This is a genomic window from Pseudomonas sp. Irchel s3b6, assembly GCF_900187415.1.
Taxonomy (GTDB): Bacteria; Pseudomonadota; Gammaproteobacteria; order Pseudomonadales; family Pseudomonadaceae; genus Aquipseudomonas.
The window spans coordinates 45,909-63,016 of record NZ_FYDM01000006.1 but is presented as its reverse complement, the minus strand read 5'-3'; the positions used below and the strand labels follow the sequence as shown (position 1 = coordinate 63,016).

Genomic DNA, 17,108 nt, shown 5'->3' with positions numbered 1-17,108 from the left:
ACTGCACGGCCCGGCAAAACGAACACGGCACCCGAAGGTGCCGTGTGGTGGATGGGTTTACTTGGAATCACGGTGCTCGAATTCACCCTCGATCACGTCAGGTTCACGCCCCAACGGTTGCCGCGGAACCGGGCCACCACGCGGTTGCAGGTCATCGGCAAAGGCGCGCTGGCGAATGGCTTGCTCCTCGGCGCGCTGGCGCATCTTGTTGGCCAGCAGGCGCCGGGTGAGCGGCAGCATCATGACCAGGCCCAGCACACTGCTGATGAAGCCTGGGATGATCAACAGGCCGCCACCCAGGGCCAGCATCAGGCCTTCGAGCATCGTCTGGGCGGGCAGTTCGCCACGGCTCAGGCTTTCACGGGCACGCAACGCGGTTGCCAGGCCGGCGATACGCAGTACAAACACCCCGAACATCGAGCCGAGGATGATCAGCAGCAGCGCCGGGAAAAACCCGATGGCCGCACTGACTTTTACGAATACGAACAGCTCCAGCACCGGAAACAGCAGAAAGAGCAACAGAAAAGGGCGCATCAAAAGGTTCCTCAACGCAAGAATGCCTTGCAAGTAAGCCTTAGATGACGTCGCCATTTCGTGATTTCAAGCCTCGCTCGTCTCATTTGTTGGCCAATGCTCGGCGCGAGCCAGTAAAACCAGGGCTTCACGTACTTGTGTCGGCGTATTGCAAAGCGTCGGGAACGGCAACCAGTACACCCCTTGGCCAATCCGCAGGTGCATGCCTTCGGGGTCGATACCAACCATTTCCGCCGGTGAGGTGTTCGGCAGACCGGCCAACTCGACGTAATGGGCAATGGCCTTGGCGTGGTCGGCATTCATGTGCTCGATCATGCTCGCCTCTGCCAGGCCGGCAAACGGGTTGGCCAGGGTCAGTTCGTTGACCCAGTGAATGGCGCCAAAACCGCCGATGTAGCGATGACGGACAGGCTCCAGCACCCAGAAGTCGAAATCATGGGCGTTGTGATAGTTCCTCGAGTCCGGGAAATAGCGGTAGTAGCGCTCGGCGGCGGCTTCGATCGCGGCGGCGTCCTCGATCATCCGCGCCTCGGCCAGATAGGTCAGTCGCCCCACGGCCTGTACGTCTTCGGCCTCGCGCTCGCCCACCAGCAGTGAACATTTAGGGTCTTTTTGCAGGTTGTGCGTGTGCTGGGCGATTCGACTGATCAATATCAGTGGGCGGCCCTGCTCGTTCAGGCAGTATGGAACCACGGAGCCAAACGGGAAACCGGGCATCGCCTTGGAGAGTGTCGAGAGCACCCCGCGGTATTCCTTGAGCAGCAATTCTCGTGCATGCTTGGCAGCTTCAACGCTCAATTTATGACTCCTTATATAGAACTAGTCGAAAAAACGGACAGGCTTCTGGAGAAAGTTCCAGCAATGCCTTCGGGGCAGTTCTCATGTGCAGCCAGGCCACGTCAGGCGCAGATCGAGAGGCTCTCTAAAAGGAATCCACTCAGACCTGCAATTAAGGCATGCGAATGCAACTCACTGACAAAGTAATCATTATCACTGGCGGCTGCCAGGGTTTAGGCCGCTCGATGGCCGAGTATTTCGCCGCCAAGGGCGCGAAGCTGGCACTGGTCGACCTGAACCAGGAGAAGCTCGACCAGGCCGTTGCCGCGTGCAAAGCCGCCGGCGTCGAGGCGCGCGCCTACCTGTGCAACGTTGCCAATGAAGAACAGGTGACCCACATGGTCGCCCAGGTAGCCGAAGACTTCGGCGCGATCCACGGCCTGATCAACAACGCCGGGATCCTGCGCGACGGCCTGCTGATCAAGGTCAAGGACGGCGAAATGAGCAAAATGAGCCTGGCCCAATGGCAAGCCGTCATCGACGTCAACCTGACCGGCGTGTTCCTGTGCACCCGTGAAGTGGCGGCGAAGATGATCGAACTGAAGTCGTCCGGCGCGATCATCAACATTTCCTCGATCTCGCGCGCCGGCAACGTCGGCCAGACCAACTACTCCGCCGCCAAGGCCGGTGTCGCTGCGGCCACCGTAACCTGGGCCAAGGAACTGGCACGCTACGGCATCCGCGTGGCCGGCATCGCACCGGGGTTCATCGAAACCGAAATGACCTTGGGCATGAAGCCTGAAGCCCTGGACAAAATGACCGCCGGTATCCCGCTCAAACGCATGGGCAAGCCGGAAGAGATCGCCCATTCGGCGGCCTACATTTTCGAGAACGACTACTACACCGGCCGGATTCTGGAAATGGATGGCGGGTTGCGGATCTAGGTTTTACGCACGCTCTGTGGCAAGGGAGCTTGCTCCCTCGCCACAAAAACACTCCCCTCGTATTGCTGCATCAATCGTCGCTGATGCTGATATTCGGCATCGCTGGCGACAAAGCTTCTTGCAACACGATCCGTGCGCCGACATGACGGGCCAGTTCCTGGTAGACCATGGCGATCTGGCTGTCGGGTTCTGCGATCACCGTTGGCTTGCCGCCATCGGCCTGCTCGCGGATAACCATCGACAACGGCAACGAGGCCAGCAACTCGACGCCATACTGGCTGGCCAGCTTCTCGCCACCGCCTTCGCCGAACAGGTGCTCGGCGTGACCGCAGTTGGAGCAGATGTGCACAGCCATGTTTTCCACCACGCCCAGCACCGGGATGTTGACCTTGCGGAACATTTCCACGCCTTTGCGCGCATCCAGCAATGCCAGATCCTGCGGCGTGGTGACGATGACCGCACCGGCCACCGGGACCTTTTGTGCCAGGGTCAACTGGATGTCACCGGTGCCTGGCGGCATGTCGATCACCAGGTAGTCCAGGTCGCCCCAGGCGGTCTGCGTCACCAATTGCAGCAAGGCACCGGACACCATCGGGCCGCGCCAGACCATCGGGGTGTTGTCATCGGTCAGGAACGCCATGGACATCACTTCGACGCCATGGGACTCGATGGGCACGAACCACTTCTGCTCCTTGACCTTGGGCCGGGTGCCTTCAGGGATACCAAACATGATGCCCTGGCTCGGACCGTAGATATCCGCGTCAAGAATCCCGACCCTGGCGCCTTCACGGGCCAGGGCCAGCGCGAGGTTGGCGGCGGTGGTGGATTTGCCCACGCCGCCCTTGCCGGATGCCACGGCGACCACGTTCTTGACGTTGGCAAGCCCGGGGATCTGCGCCTGCGCCTTGTGTGCCGCGATCCGGGTGGTGATCTCGACGCGGGCCGAGGCCACGCCGTCCAGGCTTTCGATCGCCATCTGCAGCATCTGCGCCCAGCCGCTGTTGAACAGACCCGCGGCATAACCTTGCTCCAACTGAACGCTGACGCGATCGCCCTGGATATCGATGCCACGCAGGCAACCGGCGCTGATCGGATCCTGGTTCAGGTAAGGGTCGGTGTACTGGCGAAGGACGGCTTCCACCGCTGCGCGATTGACGGCGCTCATGGGTAACTCCGATAACAAGACTTGGAAAAGATGACGGGTATCGTACCTGTTCCGCGACCGAGGCGGCATGCCTGTAGATTATTTGTTGCCCAGGAAATCCTGTGCCGAGGGAACTTGCTCCCGCTGGGTGGCAAAGCCGCCCCAATTCCGGCTACCCGGTTCGACAGATCGATCGCATCCGTCTGATTACGACTGCTGCGCAGCCGAACGGGAGCACGCTCCCTCGCCACAGGTTTTGGCAATCGATACGTCCGGAAACAGGCCTTGAGGGTGAAAAAACTTCGCCGGCGCTTTATAGTGGCCGACCTCCGTTTCATCAAGTAGCCGAGCCCCATGTCCGAGCCACGCAAGATCCTCGTCACCAGCGCCCTGCCCTATGCCAATGGTTCAATCCACCTTGGCCATATGCTTGAGTACATCCAGACCGATATGTGGGTGCGCTTCCAGAAGCATCGCGGCAATCAATGCACTTACGTCTGCGCCGACGACGCCCATGGTTCGGCCATCATGTTGCGCGCCGAAAAAGAAGGCATCACCCCGGAACAACTGATCGCCAACGTCCAGGCTGAACACAGCGCCGACTTTGCCGAGTTCCTGGTGGACTTCGACAACTTCCACTCCACTCACGCCGAAGAAAACCGTGAGCTGTCGAGCCAGATCTACCTGAAGTTGCGCGACGCCGGGCACATTGCCACGCGTTCGATCACCCAGTATTTCGACCCGGAAAAGAAAATGTTCCTGGCCGACCGCTTCATCAAGGGCACCTGCCCGAAATGTGGCACTGAAGACCAGTACGGCGACAACTGCGAAAAATGCGGCGCGACCTACGCACCGACTGACCTGAAGGATCCAAAGTCGGCGATCTCTGGCGCCACCCCGGTGCTCAAGGATTCCCAGCACTTCTTCTTCAAGCTGCCAGACTTCCAGGCCATGCTGCAGACATGGACCCGCAGCGGTACCCTGCAGGACGCGGTCGCGAACAAGATCGCCGAATGGCTGGATGTCGGCCTGCAACAATGGGACATCTCGCGCGATGCGCCGTATTTCGGTTTCGAAATCCCGGACGAGCCCGGCAAATACTTCTACGTCTGGCTGGACGCACCGATCGGCTACATGGCGAGCTTCAAGAACCTCTGCGCGCGCCGGCAGGATTTGGACTTCGACGCCTACTGGGCCAAGGACTCCACCGCCGAGCTGTACCATTTCATCGGCAAGGACATCGTTAACTTCCACGCCCTGTTCTGGCCGGCCATGCTCGAGGGCGCGGGTTACCGCAAGCCGACCGGCATCAACGTTCACGGCTACCTGACCGTCAACGGCCAGAAAATGTCCAAGTCCCGCGGCACCTTCATCAAGGCCCGTACCTACCTGGACCACCTGTCTCCGGAATACCTGCGCTACTACTACGCGTCCAAGCTGGGCCGTGGCGTCGACGACCTGGACCTGAACCTCGAAGACTTCGTGCAGAAGGTCAACTCCGACCTGGTGGGCAAGGTCGTCAACATCGCCAGCCGTTGCGCAGGCTTCATCCACAAGGGCAACGCCGGCGTACTGGTGGCTGAAAATGCCGCACCGGAGCTGACCGACGCGTTTCTGGCCGCTGCGCCAAGCATCTGCGACGCCTATGAAGCCCGCGACTTTGCCCGTGCCATGCGGGAAATCATGGGCTTGGCCGACCGCGCCAACGCCTGGATCGCCGACAAGGCACCGTGGTCGCTGAACAAGCAGGAAGGCAAGCAAGACGAAGTCCAGGCGATCTGCGCCACGGGCGTCAACCTGTTCCGCCAGCTGGTGATTTTCCTCAAGCCGGTCCTGCCGTTGCTGGCCGCCGACGCCGAGGCATTCCTCAACGTCGCCCCGTTGACCTGGAACGATCACACCACCCTGCTCGGCAACCATCAGTTGAACGAGTTCAAGCCGCTGATGACCCGCATCGATCCGGTCAAGGTCCAGGCCATGACCGACGCGTCGAAAGAAGACCTGGCCGCCAGCCAGACCGACACCGGCGCTGTTGCCCCACAAGGTAACGGCGAACTGGCCAAGGACCCGCTGTCGCCGGAAATCGAGTTCGACACCTTTGCGGCCGTCGACCTGCGCGTGGCCCTGATCCTCAAGGCTGAAGCCGTGGACGGTGCCGACAAGCTGTTGCGCCTGACCCTGGATATCGGTGACGAGCAACGCAACGTGTTCTCCGGTATCAAGAGTGCCTACCCGGACCCGGCCAAGCTGGAAGGTCGCCTGACGATGATGATCGCCAACCTCAAGCCACGCAAAATGCGCTTCGGTATTTCCGAAGGCATGGTCATGGCTGCCGGCCCTGGCGGCGAAGAGATCTACCTGTTGAGCCCGGACAGCGGCGCCAAGCCGGGCCAGCGCATCAAGTAATTCGCCTGGCTGGACCGATCCCACCGTCACGCTGACGCGCGACGGTGGGATTTTCATATCTGCGCCGCCGGATACTGCCTAATCTTTAAGCACAGGCCCTCGCTCAACCCGGCTCACCCATGACCGACATTCTACTTACGCTTATCAGCACCGCCCTGATCAACAACTTCCTGTTGTACTGGCCGCTGGGCGTCGATCCACTGTTGCAGTCGACGCGCGATCCTGCGGCCGAACGACATCAAGTGCATGCCCTGGGCATTGCGACCACAGGCTTGATGCTGCTCAATGGCGTGTTGGGCTATGGGGTGTATCACTGGCTGCTCGAGCCGCTTGGGCTTGCGTCCCTGCACCTGATGGTGTTTTTGCCACTGAGCGTGTTGCTCATCACGCCGCTGCTCAAGGTGCTGGCGCGCGTGCTGCCTCAGCTACCGTTCGAAGGCCTGTGGCCGTTGTTGCTGGGTAACGCGGGCGTGCTGGGGCTGAGCCTGTTCGGTTTGCAGAATGACAATGGTTTTGCCGGTCACGCCGCGTTGAGCCTCGGTGCCGGGCTGGGGTTCTGGCTGGTACTGAGCCTGTTCAGCGATTTGCGCCAACGCACTCTCAATAACGATGTGCCCCTACCCTTTCGCGGCTTGCCGATCGACCTGATCAGCGCCGGATTGATCGCCGTGGCATTTCTCGGTTTCAGCGGACTGATCAAACTATGAGTCTGATTCAACGCATCGACGCCCTTCTGCCACAGACTCAATGCGGCAAGTGCGGTCACCCAGGGTGCAAGCCCTACGCCGAGGGCATTGCCAACGGTGAAGCCATCAACAAGTGCCCGCCAGGTGGCCGCGAAACCCTTGCCGCACTGGCCAGACTGTTGAACGTCCCTGAGCTGGAGCTCGACACCACTCGTGGCACGGCACCGGCACAGGTTGCGTTTATCCGTGAAGCCGAGTGCATCGGTTGCACCAAGTGCATTCAGGCGTGCCCGATCGACGCGATTGTCGGCGCGGCCAAGCTGATGCACACGGTGCTCATCGACGAATGCACGGGCTGTGATTTATGCGTAGCACCCTGCCCGGTGGATTGCATCGAGATGCATCCCTTGCCCTCGCCACAGGTGGTGCCCATTGTCGGCGGTCTGGCCTTCACCCCGGAACAACGAGACGCCCGAAGCGTCAAGCGCGACCATGCCCGGCAACGCTTCGAGCAGCGCAACGCGCGCCTGCGCCATGAAGAAGAACAGAAGCTCGCTGAACGCGCCGCTCGCGCGCAAAAAGCCGCGCAACCCGGCACGACCGGCAACAACCCGGTGCAAGACGCCATCGCCCGGGTGCAGGCGCAAAAAGCCGCAGCCGCCGATGCCGCGCTGAAAAAAGCCAAGATCGATGTGGCGATGAGCCGGGCGCAACTGCACAAATCACTGAAAGCCTTTGGTCACCCACCGACCTTCGAGCAACAGTCGCAGTTAATCGTTCTCCAGCAGCAGTTCGAAGCCGCCGAGCAGGCCTTGGCGGTCCTGGAGGCCAGCGCAACGCCGGTGCCCGCAAAGGTCGCACCGCCCGCCAACGACGCCGAGCTCAAACGGGCGAAAATCCAGCTGGCCATGCGCCGTGCCGAACTTAAAAAAGCCCAGGCCGGCGACGCCCCGGCCGAGCAACTGGCCGCGCTCGGTGAGGCGCTGAACCAGGCTGAACAGGCACTGCACGCGGCGGAAAACGCCAGCGAAAAACCGGCTCCGGATCTGGTACGCGTTGAGAAACGGCCGATCGACCCGCAGCTGCGCCATCTGAAAACCGAACTGGCCTACGCCCGCGCCGACCTCGCTAAACTCGAGCGCAGCGTCGATACGCCGACAGCGTTGCTGACCCAGGCTCGCGCCAGGCTGTGCGAAGCAGAACGTCGGGTGAACGACTATGTCGCCCCTTGAACCGGTCGACGATCGCCTGCAACAGGCGATGAAGCGGGTGTTGCTGGCCACCGTGCCCGGCGTGCTGGTGTTGTTCTGGTGGTTTGGCTGGGGAGTTCTGATCAACTTGCTGCTGGCCTGTGGCAGCGCGCTGGCGGTGGAAGCCGCCGTGCTCCGTCTGCGCAAGTACCCGCTCAAGCCATCCTTGAGCGATGGCAGCGCCTTGGTCAGCGCCACCCTGCTGGCCTTGGCATTACCGCCGTATTGCCCATGGTGGCTGACAGTGAGCGCAGCGGCCTTCGCGATGATCTTCGGCAAGCACCTGTATGGCGGCGTCGGTAAAAACCCGTTCAACCCGGCGATGCTCGGTTTTGCCTTGGTGCTGGTGTGTTTCCCGCAACAAATGACCCAATGGCCAGCATCCCAAGGGATGGGCCTGCTTGAAGGCCTGCAACGCATTTTCGGCTTCGCTTTCAGCGATTCCTCCCTTCCTGATGCCTGGGCGCAGGCCACCGCGCTGGACAGCCTGCGCATCAACAAGAGCCTGACCATGGACGAGCTCTTCGCTGGCAATCCGGCGTTTGGGCATGTCGGTGGCACCGGCATCGAATGGGTGAACCTGGCCTTTCTTGCCGGTGGCGCGTTTCTGTTGCAACAGCGGGTGTTCACTTGGCACGCCCCGGTCGGGATGCTGGGCAGTCTTTTCATCATCAGCCTGCTGTGCTGGAACGGCTCGGGCTCGGACTCCCATGGCTCTCCACTGTTCCACCTGCTGACCGGCGCGAGCATGCTCGGCGCATTCTTTATCGTCACCGAACCGGTGTCGGGGGCAAGGGCCCCCAAGGCGCGGCTGTTGTTTGGGGTCGGCGTCGGTGTGCTGACCTACCTGATCCGCACCTGGGGCGGGTATCCCGACGGCGTAGCCTTTGCCGTGCTGCTGATGAACCTGTGCGTGCCGGCCCTGGAGCGTCTCTTCGCTGGACAACCAGAGCCTCGTACGCCATGAACAGATACCTCAGCGTACTGATCCTGATGCTCGTGGCCGGACTGGGAGCCGGTGCAACGCTCCTTGTGCACCAGGCCCTCACCCCCCATGTTTCCAGCCAACTGCGCCTGATCGAAAACCAGCGCCTGCTCGACATGCTGCCCACAGGCAGTTACGACAATCAGCCATTGGACCACCCCTTGGCGCTGAAAGACGTTGCCCTGAGTAACAGCACGTTGCTGGGCGGGTACCTGGCGACCCTCGAGGGCAAAACCAGTGCAATCATGCTGTTGAGCCGGTCAATGGGCCATGAAGCGGCGATCGACCTGCTGATCGTCATCGATCCTCGCGGCAAACTGTTGGGCGTAAAAGCCATCAAGCAAGCGGAAACACCAGGGCTGGGAGGCGCAATCGCCACTCAGCCCAATCCGTGGCTACGGGGCTTTATCGGAAAGTCCCGTCAGGACCCGACCGACAGTGGCTGGGCGTTGAAAAAGGATCAGGGCAGGTTCGATCAACTGGCCGGTGCCACCATCACCTCCCGAGCGGTGATCGGTGCCGTGCACGATGCACTACGTTACTTCGACGAACATCAGCCCCAACTGATCGGGAGCGGACAATGAACAACGCCAGGGCATTACAGAGCTCGTTGATGCTCACCCCGTTGATCGGTGCCAGCGACACACTGGTCAGCGCCCTGAGCCTGGCACTGCTGTCCCTGCTGGTCATCAGTGTCTATGGCATGAAGATGAGCCTGCTGCGCCCCCGGATCCTGCCGTCCCTGCAGTTGATCACCGGTACGCTGCTCGCGGCGGCGTTGACCAGCCTTGCTGCGTTGGCCCTGCAAGGCTGGGCGTTTGAACTGCACCAGCAGTTGGGTATTTATGTCGGGTTGCTGGCCCTGCAATGCGTGGTGCTGGAGCACAGCGGATTTTTCACCCGGTCCCTCATGCCTGATCGATTGCGGCTGTTTGCCCTGTTCACCGCCGCGATGGTTATTCTGGGTGCCTTGCGCGAAGGCTTGGGCCACGGCTCATTCGCCAGTCACCTGCCATGGTTGGTCGGGATCACGGACTCGAATGGACCAGGCTGGGTTTTGATCGAAGGTGGCGGCCTGCGACTGGCCATCATCACACCTGGCGGGTTTATTCTGTTGGGACTGCTCCTGGCAGCCAAACGGGCCTGGCCTGGCCCCTCAACTTCACACTGAACGTCTTCAAGGAACTGCTCTGCCCATGAATGCCGCAAAACGCCTGGAAATTTTCCGCCGGCTTCACGAAGACAATCCGGAACCGAAAACCGAGCTGGCCTATGCCTCCCCCTTCGAACTGCTGATTGCGGTGATCCTCTCCGCCCAGTCCACGGACGTCGGCGTGAACAAGGCCACGGCCAGGCTGTTTCCGGTCGCCAATACCCCTGCGGCAATCCATGCACTCGGTGTTGAGGGCCTGTCGCACTACATCAAGACGATCGGCCTGTACAACAGCAAGGCGAAGAATGTCATCGAGACGTGCAGGTTGCTGGTGGAGCGCCATGGCGGCGAAGTCCCGCAAACCCGCGAAGAACTGGAGGCATTGCCCGGTGTGGGCAGGAAGACCGCAAACGTGGTGCTCAACACCGCCTTTCGACAACTGACCATGGCGGTAGACACCCATATTTTCCGGGTCAGTAACCGGACAGGCCTGGCGCCCGGGAAAAATGTGCTGGAAGTGGAAGCCAAACTGATGAAGTTTGTTCCCAAGGAGTATCTGCTCGACTCCCATCACTGGCTCATCCTGCATGGGCGCTACGTATGCCTGGCCCGCAAGCCTCGCTGCGGCAGTTGCCGGATCGAAGACCTGTGTGAATACAAGCACAAAACCTCCGACGATTGAGGCGCTATTGCTTTTATTGATTTATCGATTGAAAAAATCTTTTTTACCCGCCAGGAGATTGTCGATATAAGAAGCGCCAATGGCAGTCTTAGCCTGGAGTTAACCTTATGAGCACTGGCAAAGAACAACTGGACGTAGAAGACGACTTCACCCCTGTTGAGACCGATGATGTTGAGCCTGTGGCAGAGGTGGCAAAGACCAATCTGAGCAAGCGTCGCACCATCGATAACCTCCTGGAGGAGCGCCGCCTGCAAAAACAACTGGCCGACTACGACTTTGATCTTTAACACCTGAAAGCCTCCTTTACGGGAGGCTTTTCATTTAGCTATCACTCACTGCCCTCACCCATCACCTGAACAGTTTTCTCTGGGTTCCTCCCCGGAGGACTGAAGCCGTTCAACAACCTCCCTGGCTCCCGAGCGCTTGCCAAAACCACTCGAGCCCCACGTTCTCAAACCAGGCCGTTACGCTGTGCCAGCTCGATCAAATCGACCAGCGAGCGCGCGTTCAGCTTGAGCAGCAGGCGGGTTTTGTAAGTGCTGACGGTTTTATTGCTCAAAAACATCCCATCGGCAATTTCCTTGTTGGTCTTGCCTCGCGCCAGCTGCTGCAACACCATCATCTCCCGTCCGGAAAGCCGATCCACCATATCGGCCTCACTGGCATTCCCCAAACTTGAACGGACAGTGTGCAACGCTTGATTCGGGAAGTAGCTGTACCCCGACAGCACGGCCTTGATAGCGCTCAACAATTCGGTGAGATCCTGCTGCTTGCAGACATACCCGGCAGACCCGGCCTGCATGCAGCGCATCGAAAAATGTCCCGGAGCCTGAGACGTCAGGACCAGCACTTTCGCAGACGAGGGAGTCGAAGACAATCGCGCAATGACTTCCAGGCCATCAAGTTTCGGGATGCCTATATCCAGTATTACAATATCCGGAAGATGTTCACGAGCAAGTTGCAACGCGTCTACGCCATTATCCGTTTCAGCAATGACTTCGTAGCCATGACGCTCCATTAGCATACGTACAGCAAGACGAATGACGGGGTGATCATCCACGATCAGCACTTTATTCATGGGCAAGTCCAATTTTCGCTGTTCGAATGTTTAGAACCCTCACAATAGCCTAGTCATTTCAACCTTGGGATGGTGACCTGCCCAACCATCCACGCCGAGAGACATTCCCTACAAACATCAAGGACGCTTCCTACAAAAACCCACAAAAAACTATGTCTCTTAAAGTTTACTTGATGACCCACAAGCCAGTTTTCTTTGGAGTTCCCTGCTCAGCACACAACACAAAACCCGCCATACTGAAAACACTGCTGTACCTTCTTCAGCACTCATCTATCATAAAACAACCATTACAACTCACCACCAAACACACACCCTTCTAAAAAACACCCCCTAACTTAACAAGCTCCACACATGAGTAATCCTACAACACAGTATTTGCGAGAATCCAACATGACAGAACATCAAATAAAAATAACAAACCCGATGACCATCATCGCGATATTCGCGACTATCTCCGAAACATCCGCAGCCGTATCACTCCCTTTCCTCGACGGGGAAGACCGGGAGATTTACATCTGGTTCCTGATCAGCTTCCCCTTCTACCTGCTCTTCCTATTCTTCTATACTTTAAACTTTAACTACAAATCACTGTACGCACCCTCAGACTTCCAAAAGAGCAAGCAATTTTTAAAGGTCATTGACGATACTGCACGATCAGAAATGAACAGAGACGACCACCTTGCCAAGACAGACGAACAAAGCCTGCAACCGCCAACAAGGAAAGAGCACGCAGAACGCTCAAAAAAACGGCGCCGTCGTGCATTACTGAAAGCCAGGTCTGACTATCTGCTTCAAAGCATGCAAGACCCTCCGGATATCGCTGCCCGTGACAATCTGAGTGTTCAACATCAAATCTCTTTACCGAAATCGATACAGAACATTCGCATCATGGATGCCCGCTGGATTCACAAGAAAAAAGAATTCAGACACCTGGTTTCCGAAGTCAATAAAAGCAAACACCCTCAACACAAAGCCATCATATTTCTTAGCTGCCATGAATCCGCGCACATAGTCAACGAAGTCTCACTCAAGGCCCCTGATATAAAATCCGACCCCACAAACAACTTTTACATAGTTTACAACTTGAGCACACTATCAGTGACAGTCATTGATCAGAACTCAAATCCACCCGACTACCCGAATCAGGAAAAATCGCTACAGATCAACGCAAGAGAGAAGGAAGACAGGGGAATTTCAGACCACTGAGCGTCAACTTCAGTGACAGGGACTCGACGCACGACCGACACACACAAAATTCTTCACTCGAATTGTGGCCCCGCACCACGCGGGGCCACAGTTCGTGACTAGCAAGGCAGCATCAGAACAGCTTGCGGCCTTTGTTCGCCGCGATGCGCATACGCAGCGCATTGAGCTTGATGAAGCCGGCTGCATCAGCCTGGTTGTACGCGCCGCCATCTTCTTCGAAGGTCGCGATGTTGGCGTCGAACAACGACTCGTCAGACTTACGGCCGGTAACGATCACATTGCCCTTGTACAGTTTCAGGCGAACGACGCCATTCACGTGCATCTGGGAAGCGTCGATCATCTGTTGCAGCATCAGGCGCTCAGGGCTCCACCAGTAGCCGGTGTAGATCAGGCTGGCGTACTTGGGCATCAACTCGTCTTTGAGGTGAGCCACTTCGCGGTCCAGGGTGATCGATTCGATAGCGCGGTGAGCACGCAGCATGATGGTGCCGCCAGGTGTCTCGTAGCAGCCACGGGACTTCATGCCGACATAGCGGTTCTCGACGATATCGAGACGGCCGATACCGTGTTCGCCACCGATGCGGTTGAGGGTAGCCAGCACGGTAGCCGGGCTCATCTCGACGCCGTCCAGTGCAACGATGTCACCGTTACGGTAAGTCAGTTCCAGGTACTGCGGCTTGTCCGGTGCTTTCTCCGGGGAGACGGTCCAACGCCACATGTCTTCTTCATGCTCGGTCCAGGTGTCTTCCAGCACGCCGCCTTCATAGGAGATGTGCAGCAGGTTGGCATCCATCGAGTACGGGGATTTTTTCTTGCCGTGGCGCTCGATCGGGATCGCGTGCTTCTCAGCATAGTCCATCAGCTTCTCGCGGGACAGCAGGTCCCACTCGCGCCATGGAGCGATGACTTTCACGCCTGGCTTGAGTGCATACGCGCCCAGTTCGAAACGTACCTGATCGTTGCCCTTGCCCGTGGCGCCGTGAGAAATGGCGTCAGCGCCGGTTTCGTTGGCGATTTCGATCAAGCGCTTGGCGATCAACGGACGAGCGATGGAAGTACCCAGCAGGTACTCGCCTTCGTAAACGGTGTTGGCGCGGAACATCGGGAACACGAAATCCCGCACGAATTCTTCGCGCAGATCGTCGATGTAGATTTCTTTTACGCCCATGGCCTGTGCCTTGGCGCGGGCCGGTTCGACCTCTTCGCCCTGACCCAGGTCGGCGGTGAAGGTCACCACTTCACAGTTATAAGTATCCTGCAGCCACTTGAGGATCACCGAAGTGTCCAGGCCGCCGGAATACGCCAGAACGACCTTGTTTACGTCCGCCATGCCATCACTCCACGGGGTTCTACGGAAAGCCGATAAGTCTAACGCTGCGAGAGGATAATTTACAGAGGCGCGACAGCTTATGACGACGAAGCGACAGATTATGTCGAGTGGGCGACGATTTCAGCCGTTCAGGATGCCGTGCCCGTGCTGCCGCTGGAGCTGACTTGCGGGGCAGGATCCTGCGCGGGCTCGACCCGCTCAAGTTGCACATTGACCCGACGGTTTTTCGCCCGATTGGCCGTATTGGTATTGGGCGCCAGGGGGTACCGTTCACCGTGGAAACGCAGGGTAATCTGCGACTCGGCAATACCATTGGCCTTGAGGTAATCCATCACCGCCAGCGCCCTGCGCCGGGACAGGTCACGGTTGGTCAGACGGTTGCCGCTGTTATCGGAATGCCCGTCGACCTCGATGTGATTGACCGTCGGATCAGCCTTCATGAACGCCAGCATCACCTGCAACCTGGCCTTGGCCTGTGCGTCCAGTTCGATACCGCCGCCCGGAAAACCGACCTGGGCCTGCTTCACCTGGTCATAATTCATGGGTAGCAACTTGGCGACACAGCCCTGGTAATCGGCATAGGCCTTGCTGAACCTGACCGGCAGCAGGCGTACTTCCGACACCCGGCCATCACGCGCGTAATGCCGAACCAGTGGACTGCGCCCGTCCATCAAGCCGCCGATGAGGCGCCCGGCCTGAAGCTGCGAACTGTTGAACAACACGTCGCCGCTGCCCAGCCTGACCGAGCCCAGGTTGATATCACCCCGCCCGGGCTGCCACGGCGCTGCGGCGGCCAGCAAGGTCGCCGAGCCACCGGCCAGCATCGGGTTATTGGCCTTCAAGCGAAACGTCGCCTGCTCGCCCGCTCGCCGCACGAACTCACCCGAGCCGAAATCGGTAACCGGCTGCGTCAGGCGGCATTCGAACTGGTCACCCTCGACCTTCCACTCAATGCTCTCCAGGCGTGTCTGGAAAGTGAGCGCCATGGCGGGAAGGCTGGCAAACACACTGAGCAAGGCTAGATAACGCTGGCGCACGGGAGGCTCCACTGACTTCTGCAACAAAAAGACCGATATATATGTTTACGGCATGCCTTTGTAATATCGGAAGCGTGCGACAAAACTTGATAGCGGGTGCCTGCAAGAGTCTTTTCCGGTAGCATTCCCATGAGTTTTACCCGCCTGGAATCCCCAATGTCCGACCACCTGACCCTGCTGCGTCCCGACGACTGGCATATTCATCTTCGCGATGGTGCTGTGTTGCCCAATACAGTGGCGGATGTCGCGCGCACCTTTGGTCGCGCCATCATCATGCCTAACCTGGTACCACCGGTGCGAAACGCCGCTGAAGCCGACGCCTATCGCCAGCGCATTCTCGCTGCGCGCCCGGCCGGCAGCCGCTTCGAGCCGCTGATGGTGCTCTACCTGACCGACCGCACGACCGCCGACGAAATTCGCACGGCCAAGGCCTGCGGTTTCGTTCACGCCGCCAAGCTGTATCCGGCCGGTGCGACCACCAACTCGGATTCTGGCGTGACCAGCATCGACAAGATCTTCCCTGCGATCGAGGCCATGGCCGAAGTCGGGATGCCCTTGCTGGTCCACGGTGAAATCACCCGTGGCGACGTCGATGTCTTCGACCGCGAAAAGATCTTCATCGACGAGCACATGCGTCGTGTCGTGGAGCGTTTTCCAACGCTCAAGGTGGTGTTCGAACACATCACCACCAGCGATGCCGTGCAGTTCGTCAACGAGGCTTCGGCCAACGTGGGCGCGACCATCACCGCCCATCACCTGCTGTACAACCGCAACCACATGCTGGTCGGCGGGATTCGCCCGCACTTCTATTGCCTGCCGATTCTCAAGCGCAACACCCACCAGGTCGCCCTGCTGGATGCCGCCACCAGCGGCAGCGATAAGTTCTTCCTGGGTACTGACTCGGCGCCCCACGCCCAGCATGCCAAAGAAGCCGCCTGTGGCTGTGCCGGGTGCTACACCGCCTATGCCGCGATCGAGATGTATGCCGAAGCCTTTGAACAGCGCAACGCGCTGGACAAGCTCGAAGCCTTCGCCAGCCTCAACGGCCCGCGCTTCTATGGCCTGCCGGCGAACACCGACCGCATCACCCTGGTCCGCGAAGAATGGACCGCCCCAACCAGCCTGCCGTTCGGCGAGCTGACTGTCATCCCGCTGCGCGCCGGTGAAAAACTGCGCTGGCGCCTGCTGGAGGAACACGCGTGAGTGAAGACCATTACGACGACGAACAGGAAGGCCAGGGCGGCGGTTCGCGCCACCCGATGGCAGCCCGGTTCCGTGGATACCTGCCCGTCGTCGTCGACGTTGAAACCGGTGGTTTCAACTGTGCCACTGACGCCTTGCTGGAAATCGCCGCGACAACCATCAGCATGGACGAAAAGGGGTTTGTGTACCCTGATCACACCTATTTCTTCCGTGTCGAGCCGTTCGAAGGCGCCAACATTGAAGCTGCTGCACTGGAGTTCACCGGGATCAAGCTCGATCACCCACTGCGCATGGCGGTGAGTGAGGAGAGCGCGCTGACCGATATCTTCCGCGGTGTGCGCAAGGCGTTGAAGGCCAACGGCTGCAAACGGGCCATCCTGGTCGGCCACAACAGCAGCTTTGACCTGGGCTTCCTCAACGCTGCGGTCGCGCGCCTGGATATGAAGCGTAACCCGTTTCACCCGTTCTCCAGCTTCGACACCGCCACACTGGCCGGTTTGGCTTACGGCCAGACCGTACTGGCCAAGGCATGCCAAGCAGCCGACATCGACTTCGACGGACGCGAGGCCCACTCGGCTCGCTACGACACCGAGAAGACCGCTGATCTGTTCTGCGGCATCGTCAACCGCTGGAAACAAATGGGCGGCTGGGAAGACTTCAACGACTGATCGAGTCGCAGGTTTCTTGCGCCCA

The 17,108-nt window shown here is 59.2% G+C and carries 18 protein-coding genes; 12 read left to right on the top strand and 6 right to left on the bottom strand.

The window, feature by feature from the left end; genetic code table 11:
- Nucleotides 1–57: 57 nt before the first annotated feature.
- Both CKW07_RS12515 and CKW07_RS12510 read right to left on the bottom strand, forming a co-directional pair.
- Nucleotides 58–534: an FxsA family protein gene (locus tag CKW07_RS12515; RefSeq protein WP_095145183.1), complete on the bottom strand. Its 477-nt coding sequence runs from the start codon at nt 532–534 to the stop codon at nt 58–60.
- A gap of 66 nt (nt 535–600) precedes the next feature.
- Nucleotides 601–1,332: a HugZ family protein gene (locus CKW07_RS12510; RefSeq protein ID WP_095145182.1), complete on the bottom strand. Its 732-nt coding sequence runs from the start codon at nt 1,330–1,332 to the stop codon at nt 601–603.
- Nucleotides 1,333–1,496: 164 nt separating this feature from the next.
- Here CKW07_RS12510 and CKW07_RS12505 point away from each other — a divergent pair, with 164 nt between their 5' ends.
- Entirely contained in the window at nt 1,497–2,255 is a 759-nt protein-coding gene (locus CKW07_RS12505; RefSeq protein WP_095145181.1) for an SDR family oxidoreductase, read from the top strand.
- Nucleotides 2,256–2,325: 70 nt separating this feature from the next.
- On the opposite strand, the gene apbC is transcribed toward CKW07_RS12505, so the two are convergent.
- Complete coding sequence (apbC, locus tag CKW07_RS12500) at nt 2,326–3,420, bottom strand: iron-sulfur cluster carrier protein ApbC (protein WP_095145180.1); 1,095 nt, start codon at nt 3,418–3,420, stop codon at nt 2,326–2,328.
- A gap of 333 nt (nt 3,421–3,753) precedes the next feature.
- Between apbC and metG the strand changes: the two genes are divergently transcribed.
- The 8 genes from metG to CKW07_RS12460 all read left to right on the top strand — a co-directional run bounded on the left by metG (nt 3,754) and on the right by CKW07_RS12460 (nt 10,848).
- Nucleotides 3,754–5,805, top strand: a complete 2,052-nt coding sequence (gene metG / locus CKW07_RS12495; protein ID WP_095145179.1) for a methionine--tRNA ligase — start codon at nt 3,754–3,756, stop codon at nt 5,803–5,805.
- 119 nt (nt 5,806–5,924) lie between these two features.
- Complete coding sequence (locus CKW07_RS12490; protein WP_095145178.1) at nt 5,925–6,512, top strand: Rnf-Nqr domain containing protein; 588 nt, start codon at nt 5,925–5,927, stop codon at nt 6,510–6,512.
- Entirely contained in the window at nt 6,509–7,723 is a 1,215-nt protein-coding gene (gene rsxB, locus CKW07_RS12485; RefSeq protein WP_095145177.1) for an electron transport complex subunit RsxB, read from the top strand. Before CKW07_RS12490 ends, rsxB begins: the two co-directional genes overlap by 4 nt.
- Entirely contained in the window at nt 7,710–8,708 is a 999-nt protein-coding gene (locus tag CKW07_RS12480) for an RnfABCDGE type electron transport complex subunit D (protein ID WP_095145176.1), read from the top strand. The genes rsxB and CKW07_RS12480 overlap by 14 nt, the downstream gene beginning before the upstream one ends.
- Complete coding sequence (locus tag CKW07_RS12475; RefSeq protein ID WP_095145175.1) at nt 8,705–9,310, top strand: RnfABCDGE type electron transport complex subunit G; 606 nt, start codon at nt 8,705–8,707, stop codon at nt 9,308–9,310. The genes CKW07_RS12480 and CKW07_RS12475 overlap by 4 nt, the downstream gene beginning before the upstream one ends.
- Nucleotides 9,307–9,897, top strand: a complete 591-nt coding sequence (locus CKW07_RS12470) for an Rnf-Nqr domain containing protein (protein ID WP_095145174.1) — start codon at nt 9,307–9,309, stop codon at nt 9,895–9,897. Before CKW07_RS12475 ends, CKW07_RS12470 begins: the two co-directional genes overlap by 4 nt.
- Before the next feature lie 25 nt (nt 9,898–9,922).
- Nucleotides 9,923–10,561 (top strand): endonuclease III, encoded by a 639-nt coding sequence (nth, locus tag CKW07_RS12465; RefSeq protein WP_095080032.1) that lies wholly within the window; start codon nt 9,923–9,925, stop codon nt 10,559–10,561.
- Nucleotides 10,562–10,668: 107 nt separating this feature from the next.
- On the top strand, nt 10,669–10,848 hold the full coding sequence (locus CKW07_RS12460; RefSeq protein WP_095145173.1) for a PA3496 family putative envelope integrity protein: 180 nt from the start codon (nt 10,669–10,671) through the stop codon (nt 10,846–10,848).
- A gap of 164 nt (nt 10,849–11,012) precedes the next feature.
- Here CKW07_RS12460 and CKW07_RS12455 read toward each other — a convergent pair whose 3' ends face one another.
- Entirely contained in the window at nt 11,013–11,639 is a 627-nt protein-coding gene (locus tag CKW07_RS12455; protein ID WP_095145172.1) for a response regulator transcription factor, read from the bottom strand.
- Nucleotides 11,640–12,029: 390 nt separating this feature from the next.
- On the opposite strand from CKW07_RS12455, the gene CKW07_RS25715 reads away from it, so the two are divergent.
- Nucleotides 12,030–12,845 (top strand): hypothetical protein, encoded by an 816-nt coding sequence (locus CKW07_RS25715; RefSeq protein WP_256577047.1) that lies wholly within the window; start codon nt 12,030–12,032, stop codon nt 12,843–12,845.
- Nucleotides 12,846–12,957: 112 nt separating this feature from the next.
- Here CKW07_RS25715 and CKW07_RS12445 read toward each other — a convergent pair whose 3' ends face one another.
- Both CKW07_RS12445 and CKW07_RS12440 read right to left on the bottom strand, forming a co-directional pair.
- A complete protein-coding gene (locus tag CKW07_RS12445; RefSeq protein ID WP_095145171.1) occupies nt 12,958–14,175 on the bottom strand; it encodes an argininosuccinate synthase in 1,218 nt (405 codons plus the stop codon).
- A 128-nt stretch (nt 14,176–14,303) separates the two neighbouring features.
- A complete protein-coding gene (locus tag CKW07_RS12440; RefSeq protein ID WP_095145170.1) occupies nt 14,304–15,212 on the bottom strand; it encodes an OmpA family protein in 909 nt (302 codons plus the stop codon).
- Between the two features lie 156 nt (nt 15,213–15,368).
- Between CKW07_RS12440 and pyrC the strand changes: the two genes are divergently transcribed.
- Both pyrC and rnt read left to right on the top strand, forming a co-directional pair.
- Nucleotides 15,369–16,415: a dihydroorotase gene (pyrC, locus tag CKW07_RS12435; RefSeq protein WP_095145169.1), complete on the top strand. Its 1,047-nt coding sequence runs from the start codon at nt 15,369–15,371 to the stop codon at nt 16,413–16,415.
- Nucleotides 16,412–17,083, top strand: coding sequence for a ribonuclease T (gene rnt / locus CKW07_RS12430; RefSeq protein ID WP_095145168.1), 672 nt, complete (start codon nt 16,412–16,414; stop codon nt 17,081–17,083). The genes pyrC and rnt overlap by 4 nt, the downstream gene beginning before the upstream one ends.
- The last annotated feature ends 25 nt before the right edge of the window (nt 17,084–17,108 follow it).